Origin of the sequence: Micromonospora echinofusca, from assembly GCF_900091445.1 — a bacterium.
Lineage (GTDB): Bacteria > Actinomycetota > Actinomycetes > Mycobacteriales > Micromonosporaceae > Micromonospora > Micromonospora echinofusca.
Genome location: NZ_LT607733.1, coordinates 1557774 through 1576195 on the forward strand (window position 1 = coordinate 1557774; position 18422 = coordinate 1576195).

Annotated in this window: 16 protein-coding genes and 1 tRNA gene; 10 read left to right on the top strand and 7 right to left on the bottom strand. The window is 73.9% G+C overall.

Annotated features, from left to right (window positions below):
- Positions 1–85: 85 nt before the first annotated feature.
- Complete coding sequence (locus tag GA0070610_RS07185) at positions 86–919, top strand: alpha/beta fold hydrolase (RefSeq protein ID WP_172896436.1); 834 nt, start codon at positions 86–88, stop codon at positions 917–919.
- A gap of 50 nt (positions 920–969) precedes the next feature.
- Here GA0070610_RS07185 and GA0070610_RS07190 read toward each other — a convergent pair whose 3' ends face one another.
- The gene (locus GA0070610_RS07190) at positions 970–1842 is read right to left on the bottom strand and encodes an aldo/keto reductase (RefSeq protein ID WP_088999295.1); all 873 of its coding nucleotides are present in this window, start codon (positions 1840–1842) and stop codon (positions 970–972) included.
- 113 nt (positions 1843–1955) lie between these two features.
- Complete coding sequence (locus GA0070610_RS07195; protein ID WP_088999296.1) at positions 1956–2588, bottom strand: hypothetical protein; 633 nt, start codon at positions 2586–2588, stop codon at positions 1956–1958.
- Between the two features lie 252 nt (positions 2589–2840).
- On the opposite strand from GA0070610_RS07195, the gene GA0070610_RS07200 reads away from it, so the two are divergent.
- From GA0070610_RS07200 to GA0070610_RS07220, 5 genes are all read left to right on the top strand, one after another.
- Entirely contained in the window at positions 2841–3206 is a 366-nt protein-coding gene (locus GA0070610_RS07200) for a YciI family protein (RefSeq protein WP_088999297.1), read from the top strand.
- A gap of 382 nt (positions 3207–3588) precedes the next feature.
- The gene (pyk, locus tag GA0070610_RS07205) at positions 3589–5037 is read left to right on the top strand and encodes a pyruvate kinase (RefSeq protein ID WP_088999298.1); all 1449 of its coding nucleotides are present in this window, start codon (positions 3589–3591) and stop codon (positions 5035–5037) included.
- Positions 5034–5918 carry an acyl-CoA thioesterase gene (locus GA0070610_RS07210; RefSeq protein WP_088999299.1) on the top strand — a complete coding sequence of 295 codons (885 nt, stop codon included), beginning with the start codon at positions 5034–5036 and terminating at the stop codon, positions 5916–5918. The genes pyk and GA0070610_RS07210 overlap by 4 nt, the downstream gene beginning before the upstream one ends.
- Positions 5919–6170: 252 nt before the next feature.
- Positions 6171–6641, top strand: a complete 471-nt coding sequence (locus tag GA0070610_RS07215; protein WP_088999300.1) for an RrF2 family transcriptional regulator — start codon at positions 6171–6173, stop codon at positions 6639–6641.
- Between the two features lie 270 nt (positions 6642–6911).
- Positions 6912–7877, top strand: a complete 966-nt coding sequence (locus GA0070610_RS07220) for a sulfite exporter TauE/SafE family protein (RefSeq protein WP_088999301.1) — start codon at positions 6912–6914, stop codon at positions 7875–7877.
- A gap of 128 nt (positions 7878–8005) precedes the next feature.
- Here GA0070610_RS07220 and GA0070610_RS07225 read toward each other — a convergent pair whose 3' ends face one another.
- Positions 8006–9439, bottom strand: a complete 1434-nt coding sequence (locus GA0070610_RS07225) for a pyridoxal-dependent decarboxylase (RefSeq protein WP_231925940.1) — start codon at positions 9437–9439, stop codon at positions 8006–8008.
- A 404-nt stretch (positions 9440–9843) separates the two neighbouring features.
- Between GA0070610_RS07225 and GA0070610_RS07230 the strand changes: the two genes are divergently transcribed.
- Positions 9844–12114 carry a rhamnogalacturonan lyase family protein gene (locus GA0070610_RS07230; protein WP_088999303.1) on the top strand — a complete coding sequence of 757 codons (2271 nt, stop codon included), beginning with the start codon at positions 9844–9846 and terminating at the stop codon, positions 12112–12114.
- Between the two features lie 220 nt (positions 12115–12334).
- Here GA0070610_RS07230 and GA0070610_RS07235 read toward each other — a convergent pair whose 3' ends face one another.
- Both GA0070610_RS07235 and GA0070610_RS07240 read right to left on the bottom strand, forming a co-directional pair.
- Positions 12335–13345, bottom strand: coding sequence for an LLM class flavin-dependent oxidoreductase (locus GA0070610_RS07235; RefSeq protein ID WP_172896653.1), 1011 nt, complete (start codon positions 13343–13345; stop codon positions 12335–12337).
- Between the two features lie 70 nt (positions 13346–13415).
- Positions 13416–13895 carry an Lrp/AsnC family transcriptional regulator gene (locus GA0070610_RS07240; RefSeq protein WP_088999305.1) on the bottom strand — a complete coding sequence of 160 codons (480 nt, stop codon included), beginning with the start codon at positions 13893–13895 and terminating at the stop codon, positions 13416–13418.
- An 83-nt stretch (positions 13896–13978) separates the two neighbouring features.
- Here GA0070610_RS07240 and GA0070610_RS07245 point away from each other — a divergent pair, with 83 nt between their 5' ends.
- On the top strand, positions 13979–15157 hold the full coding sequence (locus tag GA0070610_RS07245) for a trans-sulfuration enzyme family protein (RefSeq protein ID WP_088999306.1): 1179 nt from the start codon (positions 13979–13981) through the stop codon (positions 15155–15157).
- 251 nt (positions 15158–15408) lie between these two features.
- On the opposite strand, the gene GA0070610_RS07250 is transcribed toward GA0070610_RS07245, so the two are convergent.
- Both GA0070610_RS07250 and GA0070610_RS07255 read right to left on the bottom strand, forming a co-directional pair.
- Positions 15409–16158 carry a helix-turn-helix domain-containing protein gene (locus tag GA0070610_RS07250; protein ID WP_088999307.1) on the bottom strand — a complete coding sequence of 250 codons (750 nt, stop codon included), beginning with the start codon at positions 16156–16158 and terminating at the stop codon, positions 15409–15411.
- 36 nt (positions 16159–16194) lie between these two features.
- Positions 16195–16268: transfer RNA gene (locus GA0070610_RS07255), tRNA-Leu, on the bottom strand.
- A 93-nt stretch (positions 16269–16361) separates the two neighbouring features.
- On the opposite strand from GA0070610_RS07255, the gene GA0070610_RS07260 reads away from it, so the two are divergent.
- Both GA0070610_RS07260 and GA0070610_RS07265 read left to right on the top strand, forming a co-directional pair.
- On the top strand, positions 16362–16982 hold the full coding sequence (locus tag GA0070610_RS07260) for an ANTAR domain-containing response regulator (protein ID WP_089003337.1): 621 nt from the start codon (positions 16362–16364) through the stop codon (positions 16980–16982).
- 81 nt (positions 16983–17063) lie between these two features.
- The gene (locus GA0070610_RS07265; protein ID WP_088999308.1) at positions 17064–18230 is read left to right on the top strand and encodes a hypothetical protein; all 1167 of its coding nucleotides are present in this window, start codon (positions 17064–17066) and stop codon (positions 18228–18230) included.
- Positions 18231–18422: the final 192 nt, after the last annotated feature.

Sequence of the window (18422 nt, forward strand, 5' to 3'; positions counted from 1 at the left end):
GGCCATCATCATCGTCTCCACGATCGATCGGAACCACCCCCACCCCCACCCGGTACCACCGGGTTCCTCCATGGGAGGTGCAGCTTTGCTGCTCCGAAAGATCGTCCCTGCCCTCGCCGTCACGGTCGCCGCCGTGCTCGCCGCCCCCACCACCGCCGCCGTCGCGGCCCCCGACCGGCCCGCGGCCACCGCCCCCGCGCCCGCCCCCGCCGCCGGGAACAGCGTCACCAACACCGCCGCCGAGATCGCCGCCGCCGCGGCAGGCAACCCCGTCATCGTCGTCGGTGGCCTCAGCGGCATCGCCTCCGCATACGGGCCGCTGGCCTCCCGGCTGCGCGTCGACGGGTACCGGGTCTGGGTCTACCAGCTGCCCAACCTCGGGCTCGGCGACATCCCCGCCTCGGCCCGCGCGTTCAGCAGCTTCGTCGCGCAGGTCCGCGCATCGACCGGCGCGGCCAAGGTCGACGTCGTCGCCCACTCCGAGGGTGGCCTGGTGTCCCGGTACTTCATCAAGAGCCTGGGCGGGACCAGCAGCGTCGGCCGCTACGTCAGCCTCGGCAGCCCGCAGTACGGCACGTACGTGGCCAACATCGTGAAGTTCCTCGGCCTGGGCAGCTGCGCCGGCATCGTCGCCTGCCAGCAGATGTCGATCGGCTCGTCGTTCCTCGCCGGCCTCAACGACGGCGACGACACCCCCGGCACGGTCCGCTGGACGGCGGTACGCACCCTCCAGGACGAGCTGGTGCGCCCCGTCGACAACGCCAAACTGGCCGACGGAGCGACCAACGTGCTGATCCAGTCGGCGTGCCCCCTGCGGGTCGTCGGGCACCTCGGCCTGGTGCTCGACGGCACCACCTACACGGTGATCCGGCAGGCCCTGCGCGACCAGCCGATCCGCCCCAACTGCTTCGCCCTGTAGCGCTCGCGTGGGCCGGGCGGCCGTGCGCCGCCCGCCCCACTGCCGCGTCGTCAGGCGGCCTTGGCGAGGGCCGCGTACTCGTCGTCGGTCAGCCGCACCTCGGCGGCGGCCACGTTCTCCTCCAGGTGCGCCACCGACGACGTGCCCGGGATCGGCAGCACAACCGGCGACCGGCGCAGCAGCCAGGCGAGGGCGAGCTGCGCGGGCGTCGCGCCGTGCCCGGTGCTGATCTCGTCCAGCGGGCCGCCCGGCCGGGCCAGGTCGCCGGTGGCGATCGGGAACCAGGGGATGAACGCGAGGTCGTTGCGCTCGCAGTGCTCCAGGACGGCCTCCGCGCTGCGGTCCGCCAGGTTGTAGAGGTTCTGCACGGAGGCGATCGGGGTGATGGCGCGGGCCGCCTCGATCTGCTCGACGCTCACCTCGGACAGGCCGATGTGCCGGATCTTGCCCTCCTGCTTGAGCAGGGCCAGCTCCCCGAGCTGGTCGGCGAGCGGCACCTGCGGGTCGATCCGGTGCAGCTGGTAGAGCCCGATGCTGTCCAGGCCGAGGTGCCGCAGGCTCAGCTCGCACTGCTGGCGCAGGTATTCCGGGCGCCCCACCGGACGCCAGTCGTTGGGGCCGGAGCGGGTCAGACCGGCCTTGGTCGCGATGACCAGGTCGTCGGCGTACGGGTGCAGCGCCTCCCGGATCAGCATCTCGCTGACGAAGGGCCCGTAGGAGTCGGCCGTGTCGATGAACGTCACGCCCAGCTCGTACGCCCGGCGCAGCACCCGTACGGCCTCGGCCGGGTCCTTCGGGTCGCCCCACACACCCGGGCCGGTGAGCTGCATCGCCCCGTAGCCGAGCCGGTGGACCTGGAGGTCGCCCCCGATCCGGTACGTCCCCGAGGCCTTCGCGGGCTGCTTGCCGGCGTCGTTCGCCATGCGTGGACTCCCATCCTGTTCGTTCGTCTCCGGCGGCCGATTCAACCACCGCCGAGAGGGGCTTTCCCGCCGAACGCCGCGCTCACCAGGACCGGAGCGGATCGAGACCGGGATCACCCATCCCCGGGCCGCAAGTGCACCGGGGCCGGCACGTGGTCGAGGTGGGTGTCGCGGAAGGGCCGGGTCAGCGGGCACGGGTCCAGCCCCAGCGCGTCGAGGATCGCCCGGTGCCGGCACTCGGCGAACAACCGGGGCGCGTCGTCGAGCGGCACCTCCCCGCGCAGCGCCGCACCGAGCGCGACGATGTCGACCGCCCCGACCCCCAGCGGGGCGAACACGGCCGGGTCGTCCCCGCTCGGGCCGGGCGGCGGCGGGGCGTCCAGCGGGTGGAGCGTGCCGTCGAAGCCGGCGAGGACCTCGTTGTCGTCGTCGTCCCAGTATTCCGTCACCCAGCCCTGGTCGGAGAGGTAGCGGTGCACCTCCCGGCCGCCGGCGTGCACCGTGGCCCGCATGACGCTGGAGTCGAAGACGTCGAAGGTGACCGCCGGCTCGCGCGTGAGCAGGGTGATCAACTGTGCCAGGTCGTCGACCTCGGCGTAGCCGCTCTCCTCTTCCTCGCGCGGGACGACCGCCCACCGGCGCTCGCCGACAGGCGTCACGTACGCCTCCGTGTCGACGTCGGTCAGGACCCGGCGGATCTGCGCCAGCTCGCCCAGGGCCAGGATCGTCTGGTAGCTCGTGCCCACGCCGGCAGCCTAGGGCGGGGGTGGGACAGCCTCCCGCCGCCGAGCGGCCGGTTGCCGGCGGGGTCGGCCGGCGAAACGGCGCGAGCGGGCCGCAACCGGGCCGGGTCGCGGACCAAGTTCGCCGGAGCACCCGTGCCGGCCTGCTGCCCGTGCGACGCTGGGCCGTGCCGGCTCGACGTCGACCACGGGCGCTCGCCCGCCAGTCGACCGAGCGCACGTCGCCGCGTGCGGCGCGACGCGGGAGGGAACGCCATGACGGGAGTGCCGCAGGTCGACTTCGCGCTCGACACGTACGAGTGCATCGTGCTGTATCCCGGCGCGGCCGGGCGGGCGCTGCCGGCGGAGACGGTGCAGCGGTTGCAGGCCGAGCACCTCGCGCACATGCAGGCCCTGCAACGACGGGGGATCATCCTGATCGCCGGCTCGGTCGACGGCCCGGCCCGCGAACCGGACCCGCCGATCGGCTTCGGCCTGGCCCGCACCGGCTCGGTGGACGACGTGCGCAGCGTGATGGAGGCCGACCCGGCCGTGCAGGCGGGGCTCTACCGGGTGGACGTGATGACCTTCCTCTGCCCGGAGGGCTCGCTGGAGTTCCCGCTGGTCAAGACACAGAGCTGAACCGCCCGCCGACACGGCGACGACGCTTCCGGCCAGGCCCGACGCCGAGCAGGCCGCGCCGAGCAGGCCGCGCCGAGCGGGCCGCGCCGTGCGGGGCCGACCGGGCCGGCCGCGTGCGGGGCCGACCGGACCGGGCCGTCCGCGAGGTGACCTGCGCGCCGGGCGGGCTCGCTCCTGCCGCCGGGGGAGCGGCGGGGAGCACCCGCCTGTCCGGTGGCGCCGGGGGCGTACGATTCCGGCGCGCGGTCGCCGATGCCCGCCGCCTCGACGTTCCGGCGTGGGTTCCGCCCGCCGGCTGCGCGCCCGCCGCGCGTCGTTGGACAATGTTCCGCAATCCTGAAGGGGTCGGCCCGTGGTGCGACCCGGAGGAGAGACTAGCCTGATGGGCGTGACACGCCGCGCGAAAATCGTCTGCACTCTAGGGCCCGCCACCTCGTCGCCGGAGCGGATCCGCGGCCTCGTCGAGGCCGGCATGAACGTGGCCCGGCTCAACTTCAGCCACGGCAGCCACGAGGACCACGAAGCGGTCTACCGGCTGGTCCGCGAGGCCGCCGACGCCGCCGGCCGGCCGGTGGCCGTGCTCGCCGACCTCCAGGGCCCGAAGATCCGGCTCGGCCGGTTCGCCGACGGCCCGCACGAGTGGCGCACCGGCGACTCCGTCGTCATCACCGGCGACGACGTCCTCGGTACCAAGGAGCGGGTCTCCTGCACCTACCGCAAGCTTCCGCAGGAGGTCAAGCCCGGCGACCGGCTGCTGATCGACGACGGCCGGGTCGCCGTCGAGGTCACCGAGGTCACCGGCAACGACATCCGCTGCCTGGTCACCGAGGGCGGCCCGGTCTCCAACAACAAGGGCGTCTCGCTGCCCAACGTGGCGGTCAGCGTGCCGGCCATGTCCGAGAAGGACGCCGAGGACCTGCGTTTCGCGCTCGGTCTGGGCGTGGACCTGATCGCGCTCTCCTTCGTCCGCTCGGCGGAGGACATCAAGCTGGTGCACGGCATCATGGCCGAGGAGGGCGTGCACCGGCCGGTGCTCGCCAAGGTCGAGAAGCCCGAGGCGGTCGACTGCCTGGAGCAGATCGTGCTGGCCTTCGACGGTGTCATGGTCGCCCGCGGCGACCTCGGCGTCGAGCTGCCGTTGGACCAGGTCCCGCTCGTGCAGAAGCGCGCCGTGCAGCTCTGCCGGGAGAACGCCAAGCCGGTCATCGTGGCCACCCAGATGCTCGACTCCATGATCGAGAATTCCCGCCCGACCCGCGCCGAGGCCTCCGACGTGGCCAACGCCGTGCTCGACGGCGCGGACGCGGTGATGCTCTCCGGCGAGACCAGCGTCGGCAAGTACCCGGTGCTCACCGTCAGCACCATGGCGAAGATCATCACCACCACCGAGGCCGGCTCGATCGGGGTGCCGCGCCTTCAGCACGACCCCCGTACGCACGGTGGCGCGCTCACCGTCGCCGCCTCCTCGATCGCCCGGGCCATCGGCGCCAAGGCGATGGTCGCCTTCTCGCAGACCGGTGACACCGTCAAGCGGCTCTCCCGGCTGCACTGCGACCTGCCGCTGCTGGCCTTCACCCCGGTGCCCGAGGTGCGCAACCAGCTCGCCCTCTGCTGGGGCGTGGAGACGTTCCTGATGCCGTTCGTCGAGCACACCGACGACATGTTCCGGCAGGTCGACCAGGCGCTGCTCGGGCTCGACCGGGCCAACCCCGGCGACTACGTGGTGATCGTCGCCGGCAGCCCGCCCGGCACCCCCGGCTCGACCAACACGCTGCGCGTACACCAGCTCGGGTCGCTGGTCGACGCGGCGTCGGCGCGGGCCTTGCAGTGAGCGACGCGGACGTCGCGGTCGGGCAGGCCGCGGTCGACCAGCTCCTGGAGGTGCTCGACCTGGACCACACCGGCGGGATGACCTTCCGGGGGATGAGCCCCCCGGTCGGTCCCCAGCGGGTGTACGGCGGCCAGGTCGCCGGCCAGGCGCTGGTCGCCGCCGGACGCACCGTCGACCCGGCCCGCTTCGTGCACTCTCTGCACGGCTACTTCGTCCGCCCGGGCGACCCCGCCGAGCCGATCGTGTACGAGGTCGAGAACGTCCGCGACGGCCGCTCGTTCTCGGTGCGCCGCTCGGTGGCGCTCCAGCACGACAAGCCGATCTTCTTCATGTCGGCGTCGTTCCAGCGCACGGAGGAGGGCCTGGACCACCAGGCCCCCACCCCGCCGGACGTGCCGGGCCCGGACGAGGTCCCGACGATGACCGACCGGCTCGCCCGCTACCCGGAGCGGCTCGGCATCTGGGCGCAGATCCCGCGCCCGATCGACGTCCGCTACGTGGGCGAGCCCGGCTGGGTACGCCCCGGCGACCGGCCCGCCGACCCGCACCAGCGGGTCTGGATGCGCATCGACGGCAAGCTGCCCGACGATCCACTGCTGCACGCCTGCGCGCTGACGTACGCCTCCGACCTGACGCTGCTGGACTCGGTGCTGTCGGTGCACGGCGAGGTCTGGGGCCCGGGCGGCGTGGTCGGGGCCAGCCTCGACCACGCGCTGTGGTTCCACCGGCCGTTCCGCGCCGACGACTGGTTCCTCTACGACTGCTGGAGCCCGTCGGCGTCCGGCGCCCGAGGGCTCGCCACCGGGCGCATGTTCACCACCGAGGGGCACCACATCGCCAGCGCCGTGCAGGAAGGGCTGCTGCGCCGCGTCGGCGACTGACCGGCTCGGCGTAGTCCGCCCTGCTGGTCCGGCCCTTGCCGGTCCGACCTTCGGTTCGGTCTGATTCGTCCTTTTTCTGGCCCTTGCCGGCTCGGTCTAGCCTCGGCCTCGCCCGGGTCTGGCCCGGGTCTGGCCCGGCCTCGTCCGGTCCGGTCCGTCGGGGGAGCTCGTGGCTCGTCGCCGCATCGTCACCGGCCGATCGGCTGAGGGGTGATCGTCCGGGCGGGGCGACCAGGCGACTAACCTTGCCGCATGCGCCTCTCCGCCCGGGTCGACTACGCCCTCCGCGCGGTCGCCGAGCTCGCCTCGGTGACCGGCGAAGCCGCGTCCGGGCGAAGCCGGCCCGTGACCGCCGACCAGATCGCCCGCGCCCAGGAGATCCCGCCGAAGTTCCTGGAGAGCATCCTGTTGCAGCTGCGCCGGGGCGGCATCGTGCAGGCTCAGCGCGGCCCGGAGGGCGGCTACTGGCTGGCCCGCCCGGCCGGGAAGATCTCCCTGGCCGAGGTGATCCGGGTGATCGACGGGCCGCTCGCGCACGTGCGCGGGCAGCGGCCCGAGGAGCTGGGCTACCACGGGGCCGCCCGGGCTCTCCAGGAGGTGTGGATCGCCCTGCGGGCCAGTGAGCGCGAGATCCTGGAACTGGTCACCGTCGCCGACGTGGCCGGCGGCACCCTGCCGGGCCGGGTCGTCGAGCTGGCCGCCGACCCCCGCGCCTGGACCTGACCCGCAACGCGACCGCCCCGCAACGCGACCGCCCCGCAACCCGACCGCCCTGCCGCGCGACCACCCGCCGCGCGACCGCCCCGCGCGGCCCGACCGCGCGGCCCGCCCCGCTGCCGCCCCGGCCGCCCCCGCCGTCCGGCCGCCCTGCGGCTCGTGGTGGCCGGGGCGGTTGTGTCGTCTCACTGACCGGTTGGAGGCTTGACCGGGGCACGCCCCGTGCCGCATTGTCGACCAAGTCGATAGGAGATGCCGAAAAGACAGGGGGCGCTCGTGCGCAAGCTGCTGGTCCTCGCGCTGGTCGGGCTCGCCGCGCAACTCGTCGACGGCGCGCTCGGCATGGCGTACGGGCTGACCTCCTCCACGTTGCTGCTGCTCGTCGGGGTGGCGCCGGCCGCCGCGTCGGCGTCCGTGCACCTGGCCGAGATCGGCACCACGCTTGCCGCCGGGGTGTCGCACTGGCGGTTCGGCAACGTCGACTGGCGGGTCGTCTCCCGGATCGCCCTCCCCGGCGCAGTGGGCGCGTTCGCCGGCGCGACCTTCCTCAGCTCGATCTCCACCGAGTCGGCCGCCCCGTGGATGGCCGGCATCCTGTTCACCCTCGGCGCGTACCTGCTGGTGCGCTTCTCCCGGCCGCTGCGCACCGACCGGCGCGGCGGCCGGCTGCGGGGCCGCTTCCTGGGCCCGCTCGGCCTGGTCGCCGGCTTCGTCGACGCCACCGGCGGCGGTGGATGGGGCCCGGTCGCCACGCCGGCCCTGCTGGTCAGCGGGCGGATGGAGCCGCGCAAGGTGATCGGCTCGGTCGACACGTCCGAGTTCGTGGTCGCCGGCGCCGCCAGCCTCGGCTTCCTGATCGGCCTCGGCTCGGAGGGCTTCCTGCTGCCCATGGTCGCCGCGCTGCTCATCGGCGGCCTGATCGCCGCGCCGATCGCGGCCTGGCTCGTACGCATCGTTCCCGCCCAGCTGCTCGGCGCGGCGATCGGTGGCGTGATCGTGCTGACCAACGCCCGTACGCTGATGCGCTCGGCCGACCTCGACGGCCCGGCCCGACCGGCCGTCTACGCCCTGCTGGCCGTCGCCTGGGTCGCCGCCCTGGCGCTGGCCGTCCGGGCGCTGCTGCGTACCCGCCGCCAGCGCGACGTGGCCGCGACCGCCCTCGCGGCCGTCCCTCCGGCGGCTGTGCCGGCCGAGGACCGTTTCCCGACCCCGGCGGCCGTTTCCTCGGGCGGCGACCGCTAGCGTCCCGCCCGTCCGGCGAGCCATCGCGGAGATCTTGGTAGAAACGTGCCCCTCCAGGGGCCGATTCGTGCCAAGATCTCTAGCCGCCCCGGCGCCGCACCCGCCGCCGCACGTGCAGGTGCGGGGCGTCAGTGGGGGAGGAGGGCGTTCGCGGCGTCGGTGAGGAGGGTCCACGCCTCGTCGACATGGACCTCGGTGGTGTGCGGGGAGCCGACGGCCAGGCGCAGCGTGTACCGGCCGTTGACCCGGGTGTGCGTCAGGTGCACCCGACCCGTGGCGTTCACCCGGGCCAGCAGCTCCGCGTTGACCTCGTCGTCCGCCTCGAGGCGGAAGCACACCAGCGCGTACGGGTGCGCGCCCACCAGCGTGAACCGGTCGTCGGCGCGTACCCGGTCGGCGAACCGGGCGGCGAGGGCCACGCCGGAGCGGATGTGCGCCCGCAGCCCCTCGGCGCCGTACCAGCGCAGCACGAACCACAGCTTCAGCGCCCGGAACCGGCGGCCCAGCGGCACCTGCCAGTCCCGGTAGTCGATCACCGCACCGGACTCGGTGGCGGCGTTGCGCAGGTACTCGGGCAGCACGCTGAGCGCCTCGATCAGCTCCGCGGTGTCGGCCACCCAGAACGCGTCGCAGTCGAAGCCGGTCAGTAGCCACTTGTGCGGATCGAAGCAGTACGAGTCGGCGTACTCCAGGCCGGCGTGCCCGAACCGCAGCTCGGGGCAGACCGCCGCCGCCCCCGCGTACGCCGCGTCAACGTGCAGGAAGATCCCGTACTCGGCGCAGATCGCGCCGATCTCCGGCAGCGGGTCGATGGCGGTCGTGGAGGTGGTGCCGACGGTGGCCACCACGATCGCCGGCACGACGCCCGCGGCCACGTCCGCCTCGATCGCCGCGCGCAGTGCCGCCGGAGACATCGCCTGCGTACGCGGGTCGACCTCCACCGGCCGTACGCCCTCGGCGCCCAGCCCGGCGATCCGCGCCGCCTTCTCGATGGACGAATGGCCCTGGGTGGAGGCGTAGGCCCGGTAGCGGCGGTCGATGCCGACCTCGCGCCAGCGGCCGCCGCCGGCGCGGTGCAGCGCGACCAGGGTCGCCACCAGCGTCGCCGAGGACGCCGAGTCCTGGATCACCCCGCCACCCGCGGTGCCGGAGCGGAACCGCTTCGGCAGGTCCAGCAGGTCGGCGAGCCAGTCCAGCAGCACGGTCTCCAACTCGGTGCACGCCGGCCCGGTGGCCCAGAGCATCCCCTGCACGCCCAGCCCCGCGCTGACCAGGTCGCCCAGCACGCTCGGCCCCGAGGTGTTGGCGGGGAAGTAGCCGAAGAAGCCGGGGTGCTGCCAGTGGGTCAGCTCGGGGGTGATCAGGGTGTCCAGGTCGGCGAGGACGGCTTCCACCGGCTCGCCGTGCTCGGGCGGGCCGGCCGGCAGCCGGGCGGCGACCGTGCCGGGCGGGTCCTGCGAGGTCACGGGCCGCCGCTCCAGCGTCGCCCAGTAGTCGGCGATCCAGTCCACGACGGCGTGTCCGGCGCGTCGGAACTCGTCCGGGGTCATGTGCTCAGCCACGCCCTGAGTCGATCAAGAATCCGGGCCCGAGGCAAGGGAAGCGCCTGACACCGCCGGTACGAGGGATGGCCAAGGACCGGGAGGCCAGCGGCCAGAAGGTCACCCTGGAGCGCGGCCGGGTAGGGGGCAGGAGCGGTGCGGGCCCGGCGGGCGGCGGCGGATTGTCCGCAGAAAGCGCTTGCCCTACCATCGCAGGTGCGCGGAGCCACCCCTCGACGCCGCCCCGCCGGCCCACCGACGCCGCAGTGCCGGCGCCGGGGTGCCGACACCGGGACCGGCGGCGTCGACACCGACGCCGGATCGCGGCGTCGGACCACCGCCGCCCAGCGCGGCGCGTACCTCCGCCGGCCCGGGCAGGCCGGCGGCGGCTGCCCCGCGCGCCCGACCTCTCCGGAGGACACCCCATGCCCTTCACCCATCGCCGCGTCGCGCTGCTCGCCGCAGCCGCCGCGGCCGCACTCGTCGCCGGTACGCTGCCCACCCTCACCGCCGCGGCGGCCGCCGCCGGTTGCCGCGTCGAGCACCGGATCACCAACCAGTGGCCCGGCGGCTTCGGCGCCGACGTCACCGTCACCAACCTGGGTGATCCGGTGAACGGCTGGACCCTGACCTGGTCGTACGCCGCCGGTCAGCAGGTCACCCAGGCGTGGAACGCCGCCGTCTCCCAGTCCGGTGCCCAGGTGACCGCCCGCAACGTCGACCACAACGCGGTGATCGCCACCGGCGCGAGCACCGCCTTCGGCTTCAACGGCTCGTGGACCGGGAGCAACCCGCCGCCGACCAGCTTCGCCCTCAACGGCACCGCCTGCATCGGCGCCGCACCCACCGGCGGCCCGACCACGCCGCCGCCGAGCAGTGCGCCGCCCACCACCCCGCCGCCCACGACCCCGCCGCCCACCGAGCCCCCGGCCGGGGCGGTGCAGATGGAGGACCTCGACCGGGGACTGGTCAGCGTCCGCTCCGGCACCGGCAACCTGGTCTCCTGGCGGCTGCTCGGCACCGAGACCACCGGGGTGGCGTTCAACCTCTACCGCGGTGCGACCAGGGTCAACAGCAGCCCGATCACCGGGGCCACCAACTACCTCGACGGCGGCGCGGCGGCGGACGCCACCTACACCGTGCGCGCCGAGGTCGGTGGCACGGAACAGGCCCCCTCCGCCGCCGCGCTCCAGTTCCCCGCCGGCTACCTCGACGTGCCGTTGCAGGTGCCGCCCGGCGGCAGCACGCCCAGCGGCGAGAGCTACACGTACTCCGCCAACGACGCCTCCGTCGGCGACCTCGACGGCGACGGCGACTACGAGTTCGTGGTCAAGTGGGAGCCGTCGAACGCCAAGGACAACTCCCAGTCCGGCTACACCGGCAACGTGTACGTCGACGCGTACACCATCACCGGCACCCGGCTGTGGCGCGTCGACCTGGGCCGCAACATCCGCGCCGGGGCCCACTACACCCAGTTCCAGGTGTACGACTACGACGGCGACGGCCGCGCCGAGGTGGCCATGAAGACCGCCGACGGCACCCGCTCCGGCACCGGCCAGGTCGTCGGCTCCGCCACCGCCGACCACCGCAACTCCAGCGGGTACGTCCTCGCCGGCCCCGAGTACCTGACCATGTTCGACGGCCGCACCGGCGCGGTCCTCTCCACCGTCGCCTACGACCCGCCGCGCGGCACGGTCTCCTCCTGGGGCGACAGCTACGGCAACCGGGTCGACCGCTTCCTCGCCGCCACCGCCTACCTCGACGGGCGGCGCCCGTCACTGGTGATGGCCCGCGGCTACTACACCCGGGCGGTCGTGGCGGCCTGGGACTTCCGCGACGGCACCCTGCGCAAGCGGTGGACCTTCGACTCGAACGCCTCGGGCAACGGCGCCGCCTTCGGTCAGGGCAACCACAACCTCTCCGTCGCCGACGTCGACGCCGACGGGCGGCAGGAGATCGTGTACGGATCGGCCACCATCGACGACGACGGCCGCCTGAGGTACGCCACCGGCTTCGGCCACGGCGACGCCCTGCACGTCGGCGACCTCGTCCCCGGCCGCGCCGGCTTGGAGGTCTTCACCATCCACGAGTCCGGCAACCAGCCGGCGGCCGACCTGCACGACGCCCGCACCGGCCAGGTCGTCTGGCAGCGACCGAACAACGGGGGAGCGGAGGGCCCCGGCCGGGGCGTCGCCGCCGACATCCACGCCGGCAGCCCCGGCGCCGAGTTCTGGGGCGCCGGCACCCACATGACGGACCTCTACAGCGCCACCGGAACCGTCGTCGGGCGCCGGCCGTCCTCGGCGAACTTCCTCGCCTGGTGGGACGGCGACCCGGTACGGGAGCTGCTCGACGGCACCCGGATCGACAAGTACGGCACCGGCGGCGACACCCGACTGCTCACCGTGAGCGGCGTAGCGGCGAACAACGGCACCAAGTCCAACCCGGCGCTCTCCGCCGACCTGTTCGGCGACTGGCGCGAGGAGGTCGTCTGGCGCACCAGCGACAGCCGCGCCCTGCGGATCTACAGCACGCCCACGCCCACCGGCACCCGGATCCACACGCTCATGCACGACCCGCAGTACCGGGTGGCGGTCGCCTGGCAGAACACCGCCTACAACCAGCCCCCGCACCCGGGCTTCTTCCTCGGCGACGGCATGGCCGCCCCGCCCACGCCCAACGTCTACCTGCGGTGAACCGACGACCGGTCGGCGGCGGCGCCTCGGGGTGCTCGGTCGGCCGGTCGCGGGACGGAAAAGGCACCGGGCCGCAGCCGCGGAATCCGCACAGCTCCGGCCCGGTGCCCCACACCGCGGCATCCCCGACCCGTCCCGACCGGAAATGCCGTACCACCACCGAGGACTAACCTAGGCGGGCCACGCGTCGCCCCGGTGACGCCGACGTGAAGATCGTGTTTCAGCCCTCGCGGCGCAGGCCACCGGCCACCCGCTCGGCGATCAGCTCGTACGAGCGCACCCGGTCGGCCACGTCGTACACCAGCGTGGTCAGCATCAGCTCGTCGGCGCCGGTGCGCGCCAGCAGCTCGTCGAGCTGCCGTCGTACGGTCTCGGGCGAACCCGTCGCCTGCCCGTCGCGGCGCTGGCGCACGAACTCGCGCTCGGCCTGCGTGTACGGGTACGCCGCCGCCTCGTCCGGCGTCGACAGCGGCTCCGGCCGACCCGAACGCAGCCGCAGGAACGACAACGCCGCCGGCCCCGCCAGCCACTCCGCCCGCTCGTCGGTGTCGGCGCAGACCGCGTTGACGGCCACCATCGCGTACGGCGCGTCCAGCCACTTCGACGGCCGGAAGTGCTGCCGGTACAGCGCCAGGGCGGGAACCGTGTTCTGCGCGCTGAAGTGGTGCGCGAAGGAGAACGGCAGGCCCAGCAGCCCCGCCAGCTGGGCGTTGAACCCGCTGGAGCCGAGCAGCCAGACCGCCGGCTGCTCGCCCAGGCCCGGGGTGGCCGTGATCGGGCCCGGCCGCTCACCGCTGAAGTAGTTCATCAGGTCCGCCAGCTCCCGGGGGAAGCCCTCCGCCGACAGCCCCTCCATCGTCCGGCGCAGCGCCAGCGCGGTCACCTGGTCGGTGCCCGGGGCGCGGCCGATGCCCAGGTCGATGCGGCCCGGGTGCAGCGCCTCCAGCGTGCCGAACTGCTCGGCCACCACCAGCGGGGCGTGATTGGGCAGCATCACCCCGCCCGAGCCGAGCCGGATCGTCGACGTGTGCGCCGCCAGGTGCGCGAGCAGCACCGCCGGGGCGGAACTCGCGATCGCCGGCATGTTGTGGTGCTCGGCCACCCAGAACCGGCGGTACCCGAGTTCCTCCGTGCGTCGGGCCAGCTCGGTGGTGTGCCGCAGCGCCGCGCCGGCGGTGGCGCCGGCCGCGACGGGGGCGAGATCGAGAACAGACAGCGGTACGTTGATCACACGAGTGGCCAACCCCGCCCACCTCGGCTTTGTTCCCCGCGGCAACCAGGCTCACGGTGCCCGCCGGGCGTCAACCCATGCCGCGCGCCTGCTCGAAGATCAGGCTCGTCTGGGTGTGCAGCACCGCCGGATCCACGGCCAGATGGTCCAGCACGAAGTCGCGCAGCGCGTCCGCCGAGGCCGCCCGTACGTGCAGCACGTAGTCCTCCGCGCCCGCCACGTGGAACACCGCCACCACCCCCGGCAGCCGCACGGACCGGGCCCGGAAGGCGTCCACCGCCGCCCGCTCGTGCGCGGTCAACCGCACCGACACCAGCGCCTGCAACGGCAGCCCCACCGCCGCCGGATCCACCTCCGCGTGGAACCCGCGGATCGCCCCGCGCTCCCGCAGGGCGCGGGTGCGGGTCAGGCACGTCGAGGGGGCCACCCCGACCCGCTCGGCGAGGGCGTTGTTCGGCAGCCGGCCATCGGCGGCCAGCTCCGACAGGATCGCCCGGTCGGTGTCGTCCAGGTCGGCGAACCGCCGCACATCATTCGTCGCAAGGGGCATGCAGGCATCATCCATCGAATCCGCCCGCGCCTCCAAGTGCAATTACCGAATCATGTTCGGAACTATTGCCCCGAGTCGGCGCTATGTTCGATCCTTCCGGCATGACGACCGTGGACACCAGAGCCGTGCACGCCGGCCGCGACGACCTCGCCGCCCTCGGCGTCCACGTGCCGCCCATCGACTTCTCCACCACCAACCCGCTGCCGTCGGTCGACGCCGGCGGCGACGCGTACGAGGCCCTCGCCACCGGCGGCACCCTCCCCGCCGGCGGCAGCGCCGTCTACCAGCGCCTGTGGAACCCCACCGTGGCCCGCTTCGAGACGGCCCTCGCCGACCTCGAAGGCACCACCGACGCCGTCGCCTTCGCCAGCGGCATGGCCGCCCTCACCGCCACCCTGCTCGCCGCCACCCGGGACGGGAAGCGGCACCTCGTCGCCGTCCGCCCCCTCTACGGCGGCACCGACCACGTGCTCGCCACCGGCCTGCTCGGCACCACCGTCACCTGGGCCCGCGCGGACGAGGTCGCCGCCGCCGTCCGCCCCGACACCGCCCTGGTGATCGCCGAGACCCCGGCCAACCCCACCCTCGACCTGGTCGACATCGCCGCCCTCGCCCGGGCCTCCGGCGACGTGCCGCTGCTGGTCGACAACACCGTCGCCACCCCCGTGCTCCAGCAGCCCACCCGCCACGGCGCGGCCCTCGTACTGCACAGCGCCACCAAGAGCATCGGCGGACACGGCGACGTCCTCGCCGGCGTGGTCGCCTGCGACGCCGACTGGGCCGCCCGGCTGCGCCAGGTCCGCGCCCTCACCGGCGCGATCCTGCACCCCCTCGGCGCGTACCTGCTGCACCGCGGCCTGCAGACCCTGCCGGTGCGCGTGCGCGCCCAGCAGGCCGGCGCCGAGAAGCTCGCCGCCTGGCTCGCCACCCACCCCGCCGTCGCTCAGGTGCACCACCCGTCGCTGCACGACCCCGCCGGGCTCGTCGGACGGCAGATGAGCGGCCCGGGCAGCCTCCTCGCCTTCGAGGTACGCGGCGGCGCGCCCGCCGCGGCCGCCGTGGCGAACGCCTGCCGGCTGATCACCCACGCGGTGTCGCTGGGCGGCGTCGACACCCTCATCCAGCACCCGGCCTCGCTGACCCACCGCCCCGTCGAGGGTGAGGCCAAGCCGTGCGGCGGCCTGCTGCGCGTCTCCGTCGGCCTGGAGGACCCGGAGGACCTGCGGGCTGACCTGTCCCTGGCTCTCGCCGAACTCGGCTGACCCGGGTCGACGTCGTCGGCCCCTCCGCTGCCGCGAGCCGCGGTGCGGTAACGACGTGCCGCACGGGTGGAACACCACGGTTGCCAAAGAGGTCGTGTGACACCCGTGAGGTTCCACTCGTGACCCGACCCGGCCGGCGCGGCGGCACTCGTCCGGGCGGGGCACCTCAGGCGGCGGCGGCACGGGCGCGGCGGCGCTCTGCGGGGCGGTGGTCCATGTGGCGGCGGGTAGGGGTCCCGGGCCTGACGGGGTCAGGACTTCGGGCCGACGTGGCGGTCGAGGGAGGCGACGGCCTCCCGCCGGGCCACCGACAGGGAATTGCGGCGGTTCATCCGCCAGGCGATGCCGAGCAGGTCCAACGCCCACTGGCAGAGGCCCATGATGTCGGCCGACTCGTTGGTGAACATGTAGCGCGGGTAGACGTAGCCCTTGCCGCGCACCGTGACCCGGTTGCTGAACCGGCAACCGTCGGAGTGGAACAGACCCCGCAGGAAGGCCCCGGGATGGGCGGTGACGATCCTCCTCTGCCAGTCGGCGAGGGCGATCTGACGCTCGTGCTTCTTGCCGGGACCGTGTTGCGGGAACAGGCACGGCCAGTGCTTGCCGTAACTCTGCACGCTCACGCAGCCCTGTTGTGCGACCCGCTGGACCTTGGTTGCCAGCACCGCACGCATGGCGGAGTCGCAGGCGTCGATCAACCCGGGCCACGCGTCGCTGCAGGAAACCCTCAACACCGGCACCCGCGCGCTGGTGACCAGGTGCCCGTCACCCAGGTAGAGGCCCAGCAGGTAGCTGTAGGCCGGTGGGTCAGTCGGATATCCGTCGTCGCGACGGCAGCGGAAACAGCGCTCTGCCGTGCCTCGAACCAGCGGTTGTGGCCGCTCGCGGCACCACTCCCAGACAGTCCGGTAGGAAAGGCCGACGGCCCGGGCGGCCTCGGCGATGGTTGCGCCGCCGAGGTGGATCCTCAGCGCGCGGGCGCGGATCTCGGGTGCGTGCACGAGGGCGAGTGTCGTTCGGCCGTACGACAGATTCCGTGCCCCCGGTGGGACTCGAACCCACACTGTCGGAGGTTTGAGCTCCGTCTCTCTGCCGGTTGGAGTACAGGGGCTTGTCCGGTTCGGCCCTGACAGACTACCCACTACGCTAAGGGCGGCGACACCCGGCACCGCGGGTGTCGAGCACAGACTTGTGGGAGTGGCTCGTGGCCGAGACGCAGACGGACGTCGAGCGCAGGCGCGTTCTGATCGCCGAGGACGAGGCGCTGATCCGGCTGGACCTGGCCGAGATGCTCGTCGAGGAGGGGTACGAGGTCGTCGGCGAGGCCGGTGACGGGGAGACCGCCGTCCGGCTGGCCGAGGAGCTGAAGCCGGACCTGGTCATCCTCGACATCAAGATGCCGATCATGGACGGGCTGGCCGCCGCCGAGCGGATCGCGGGCGCCCGGATCGCCCCGGTGATCATCCTGACCGCGTTCAGCCAGCGTGACCTGGTGGAGCGGGCGCGGGCGGCCGGCGCGATGGCGTACCTCGTGAAGCCCTTCCAGAAGAGCGACCTGGTCCCGGCGGTGGAGATCGCGCTGTCGCGCTACTCGGAGATCGCCGCCCTGGAGGCGGAGGTCGCAGGGCTGACCGACCGGCTGGAGATCCGCAAGACGGTCGAGCGCGCCAAGGGCGCGCTGATGACGACGTACGGGATGACCGAGCCGCAGGCGTTCAAGTGGATCCAGCGCACGGCGATGGACCACCGGATGACCATGAAGGAGGTCGCCGAGCGGATCCTCGCCGAGACCGCCGGCGGCGAGGTCGCCCAGCCCGCGTCCTGAGGTGCCGCCGGGGCGACGCGACACGCCGGGGAGCGCTCCGGGGGCTCCTCGCAGGGCCGGTTGATCGATAGCATCTGATCCATGTGGACCCGGCGGCTGGTGGCGGTGCTCGGCGTCCTCGCGGTGCTGCTGGCCGGCTGCGACCGGGCCCCGGCGGAGCCCGCCGACGAGCCGCTGCGGCCGCGGTGGCAGCCGCTGACCCTGCCCGCGCCGCCGGGCGCGTCCGGCCGGCCGCTGCTGCGCGACGCCGTGGCCTGCGCCGACCGGTGGTACGTGGTCGGCGGGCTGGCCGACGCGGCGGGGGAGACCCGGCCGGCGGCCTGGAGCAGCACCGACGGTGTCTCGTGGGCGGCCCTGCCGTTGTCGCCGTCGAGCCACTACGGCCGTCAGCACGTGCTCTACGCGGCGGCGTGCCGCGACGGCCGGCTGGTGGCGCTCGGCGCGAAGAACGGCGGCGCGCACGGCAACCCGCGTACGGGCACCTGGTCGCAGTCGCCGGGCGGGGAGTTGCGGGAGGCGCCCGCGCCCTTCGAGCTGTACGCGGGCCCGCGCGCGGTGAGCGTGGCACGGTTGGCGGCGGGCCCGGCCGGTTGGCTGATCGCGGGGACCCGGGTCGACGGGGCGGCGGTGTGGACGTCGCCGGACGGCGAGCGGTTCACGATCCGGGAGGGTGTCGCGGAGCTCGCCGGCGACGGGCGGGGCCGGACGGTCGCGTACGACGCCGTGGCCGTGCCGTCGGGGTGGTGGGTGGTGGGCGCGGTGCTGCCGCCCGGCGCGACGGCCCAGGCGCCCCTCGCCTGGACCTCGGTCGACGGGCGGGCCTGGCGGCGGGTGGCGCTGCCGGCGTCGGACGGGCGTGGCCAGGCGCAGCGGGTGGCGTCGGTCGGCGGTGCCGTGGTGGCGGTGGGCCCGGTTCGCGACGGGTTCGCGACCTGGCGACTGGTGGGTGACGAGTGGCGTCGGGCCGGCGGGTTCGGCGCGGCCGGTCCGGGGGTGTCCACGGTCGACGCCCTGGTGCCGGCGGGGCGGGAGTTGGTGGCGGTGACGGGGGACGGCGGTGGTCACGGATTGTGGCTCTCCGTCGATTCGGGGGATTCATGGCGACTGATGGTCATGCCGACCCCTGTGCCGGATGGTGGGAACTCCGCCGTGGCGGTGGCGTCGCAGGGCGATCGACTGCTGTTGGTGTCCGACGACGGGGAGGCGTCCCGTGCCTGGTCAGTCGGGTTGCCGACCGTCGATCGGTAGGGGGTCGACGGGGTTCGACCCGTTACCGACGAAACGAAGGTGAGCGGCTTTCGTGGCCGACGGTTCTTACAGCGATCGTTTCGAATCCGCCACGCCGTGTAACGGTTCGGTCAACCCGCTCCCCTGGGGCTTTCGTCACAGCTGAAAGGTGGGATAGCGTCCGGCCCCAGACCGGCGACGACGGTCTGGTTC

Coding starts and splice junctions, on each gene's coding strand:
- GA0070610_RS07190 (WP_088999295.1), bottom strand. CDS start 1,842: ATGGCGAACGACGCCGGCAAGCAGCCCGCGAAGGCCTCGGGGACGTAC.
- GA0070610_RS07265 (WP_088999308.1), top strand. CDS start 17,064: ATGTGGACCCGGCGGCTGGTGGCGGTGCTCGGCGTCCTCGCGGTGCTG.
- GA0070610_RS07245 (WP_088999306.1), top strand. CDS start 13,979: ATGTTCGATCCTTCCGGCATGACGACCGTGGACACCAGAGCCGTGCAC.
- GA0070610_RS07200 (WP_088999297.1), top strand. CDS start 2,841: ATGACGGGAGTGCCGCAGGTCGACTTCGCGCTCGACACGTACGAGTGC.
- GA0070610_RS07230 (WP_088999303.1), top strand. CDS start 9,844: ATGCCCTTCACCCATCGCCGCGTCGCGCTGCTCGCCGCAGCCGCCGCG.
- GA0070610_RS07215 (WP_088999300.1), top strand. CDS start 6,171: ATGCGCCTCTCCGCCCGGGTCGACTACGCCCTCCGCGCGGTCGCCGAG.
- pyk (WP_088999298.1), top strand. CDS start 3,589: ATGGGCGTGACACGCCGCGCGAAAATCGTCTGCACTCTAGGGCCCGCC.
- GA0070610_RS07240 (WP_088999305.1), bottom strand. CDS start 13,895: ATGCCCCTTGCGACGAATGATGTGCGGCGGTTCGCCGACCTGGACGAC.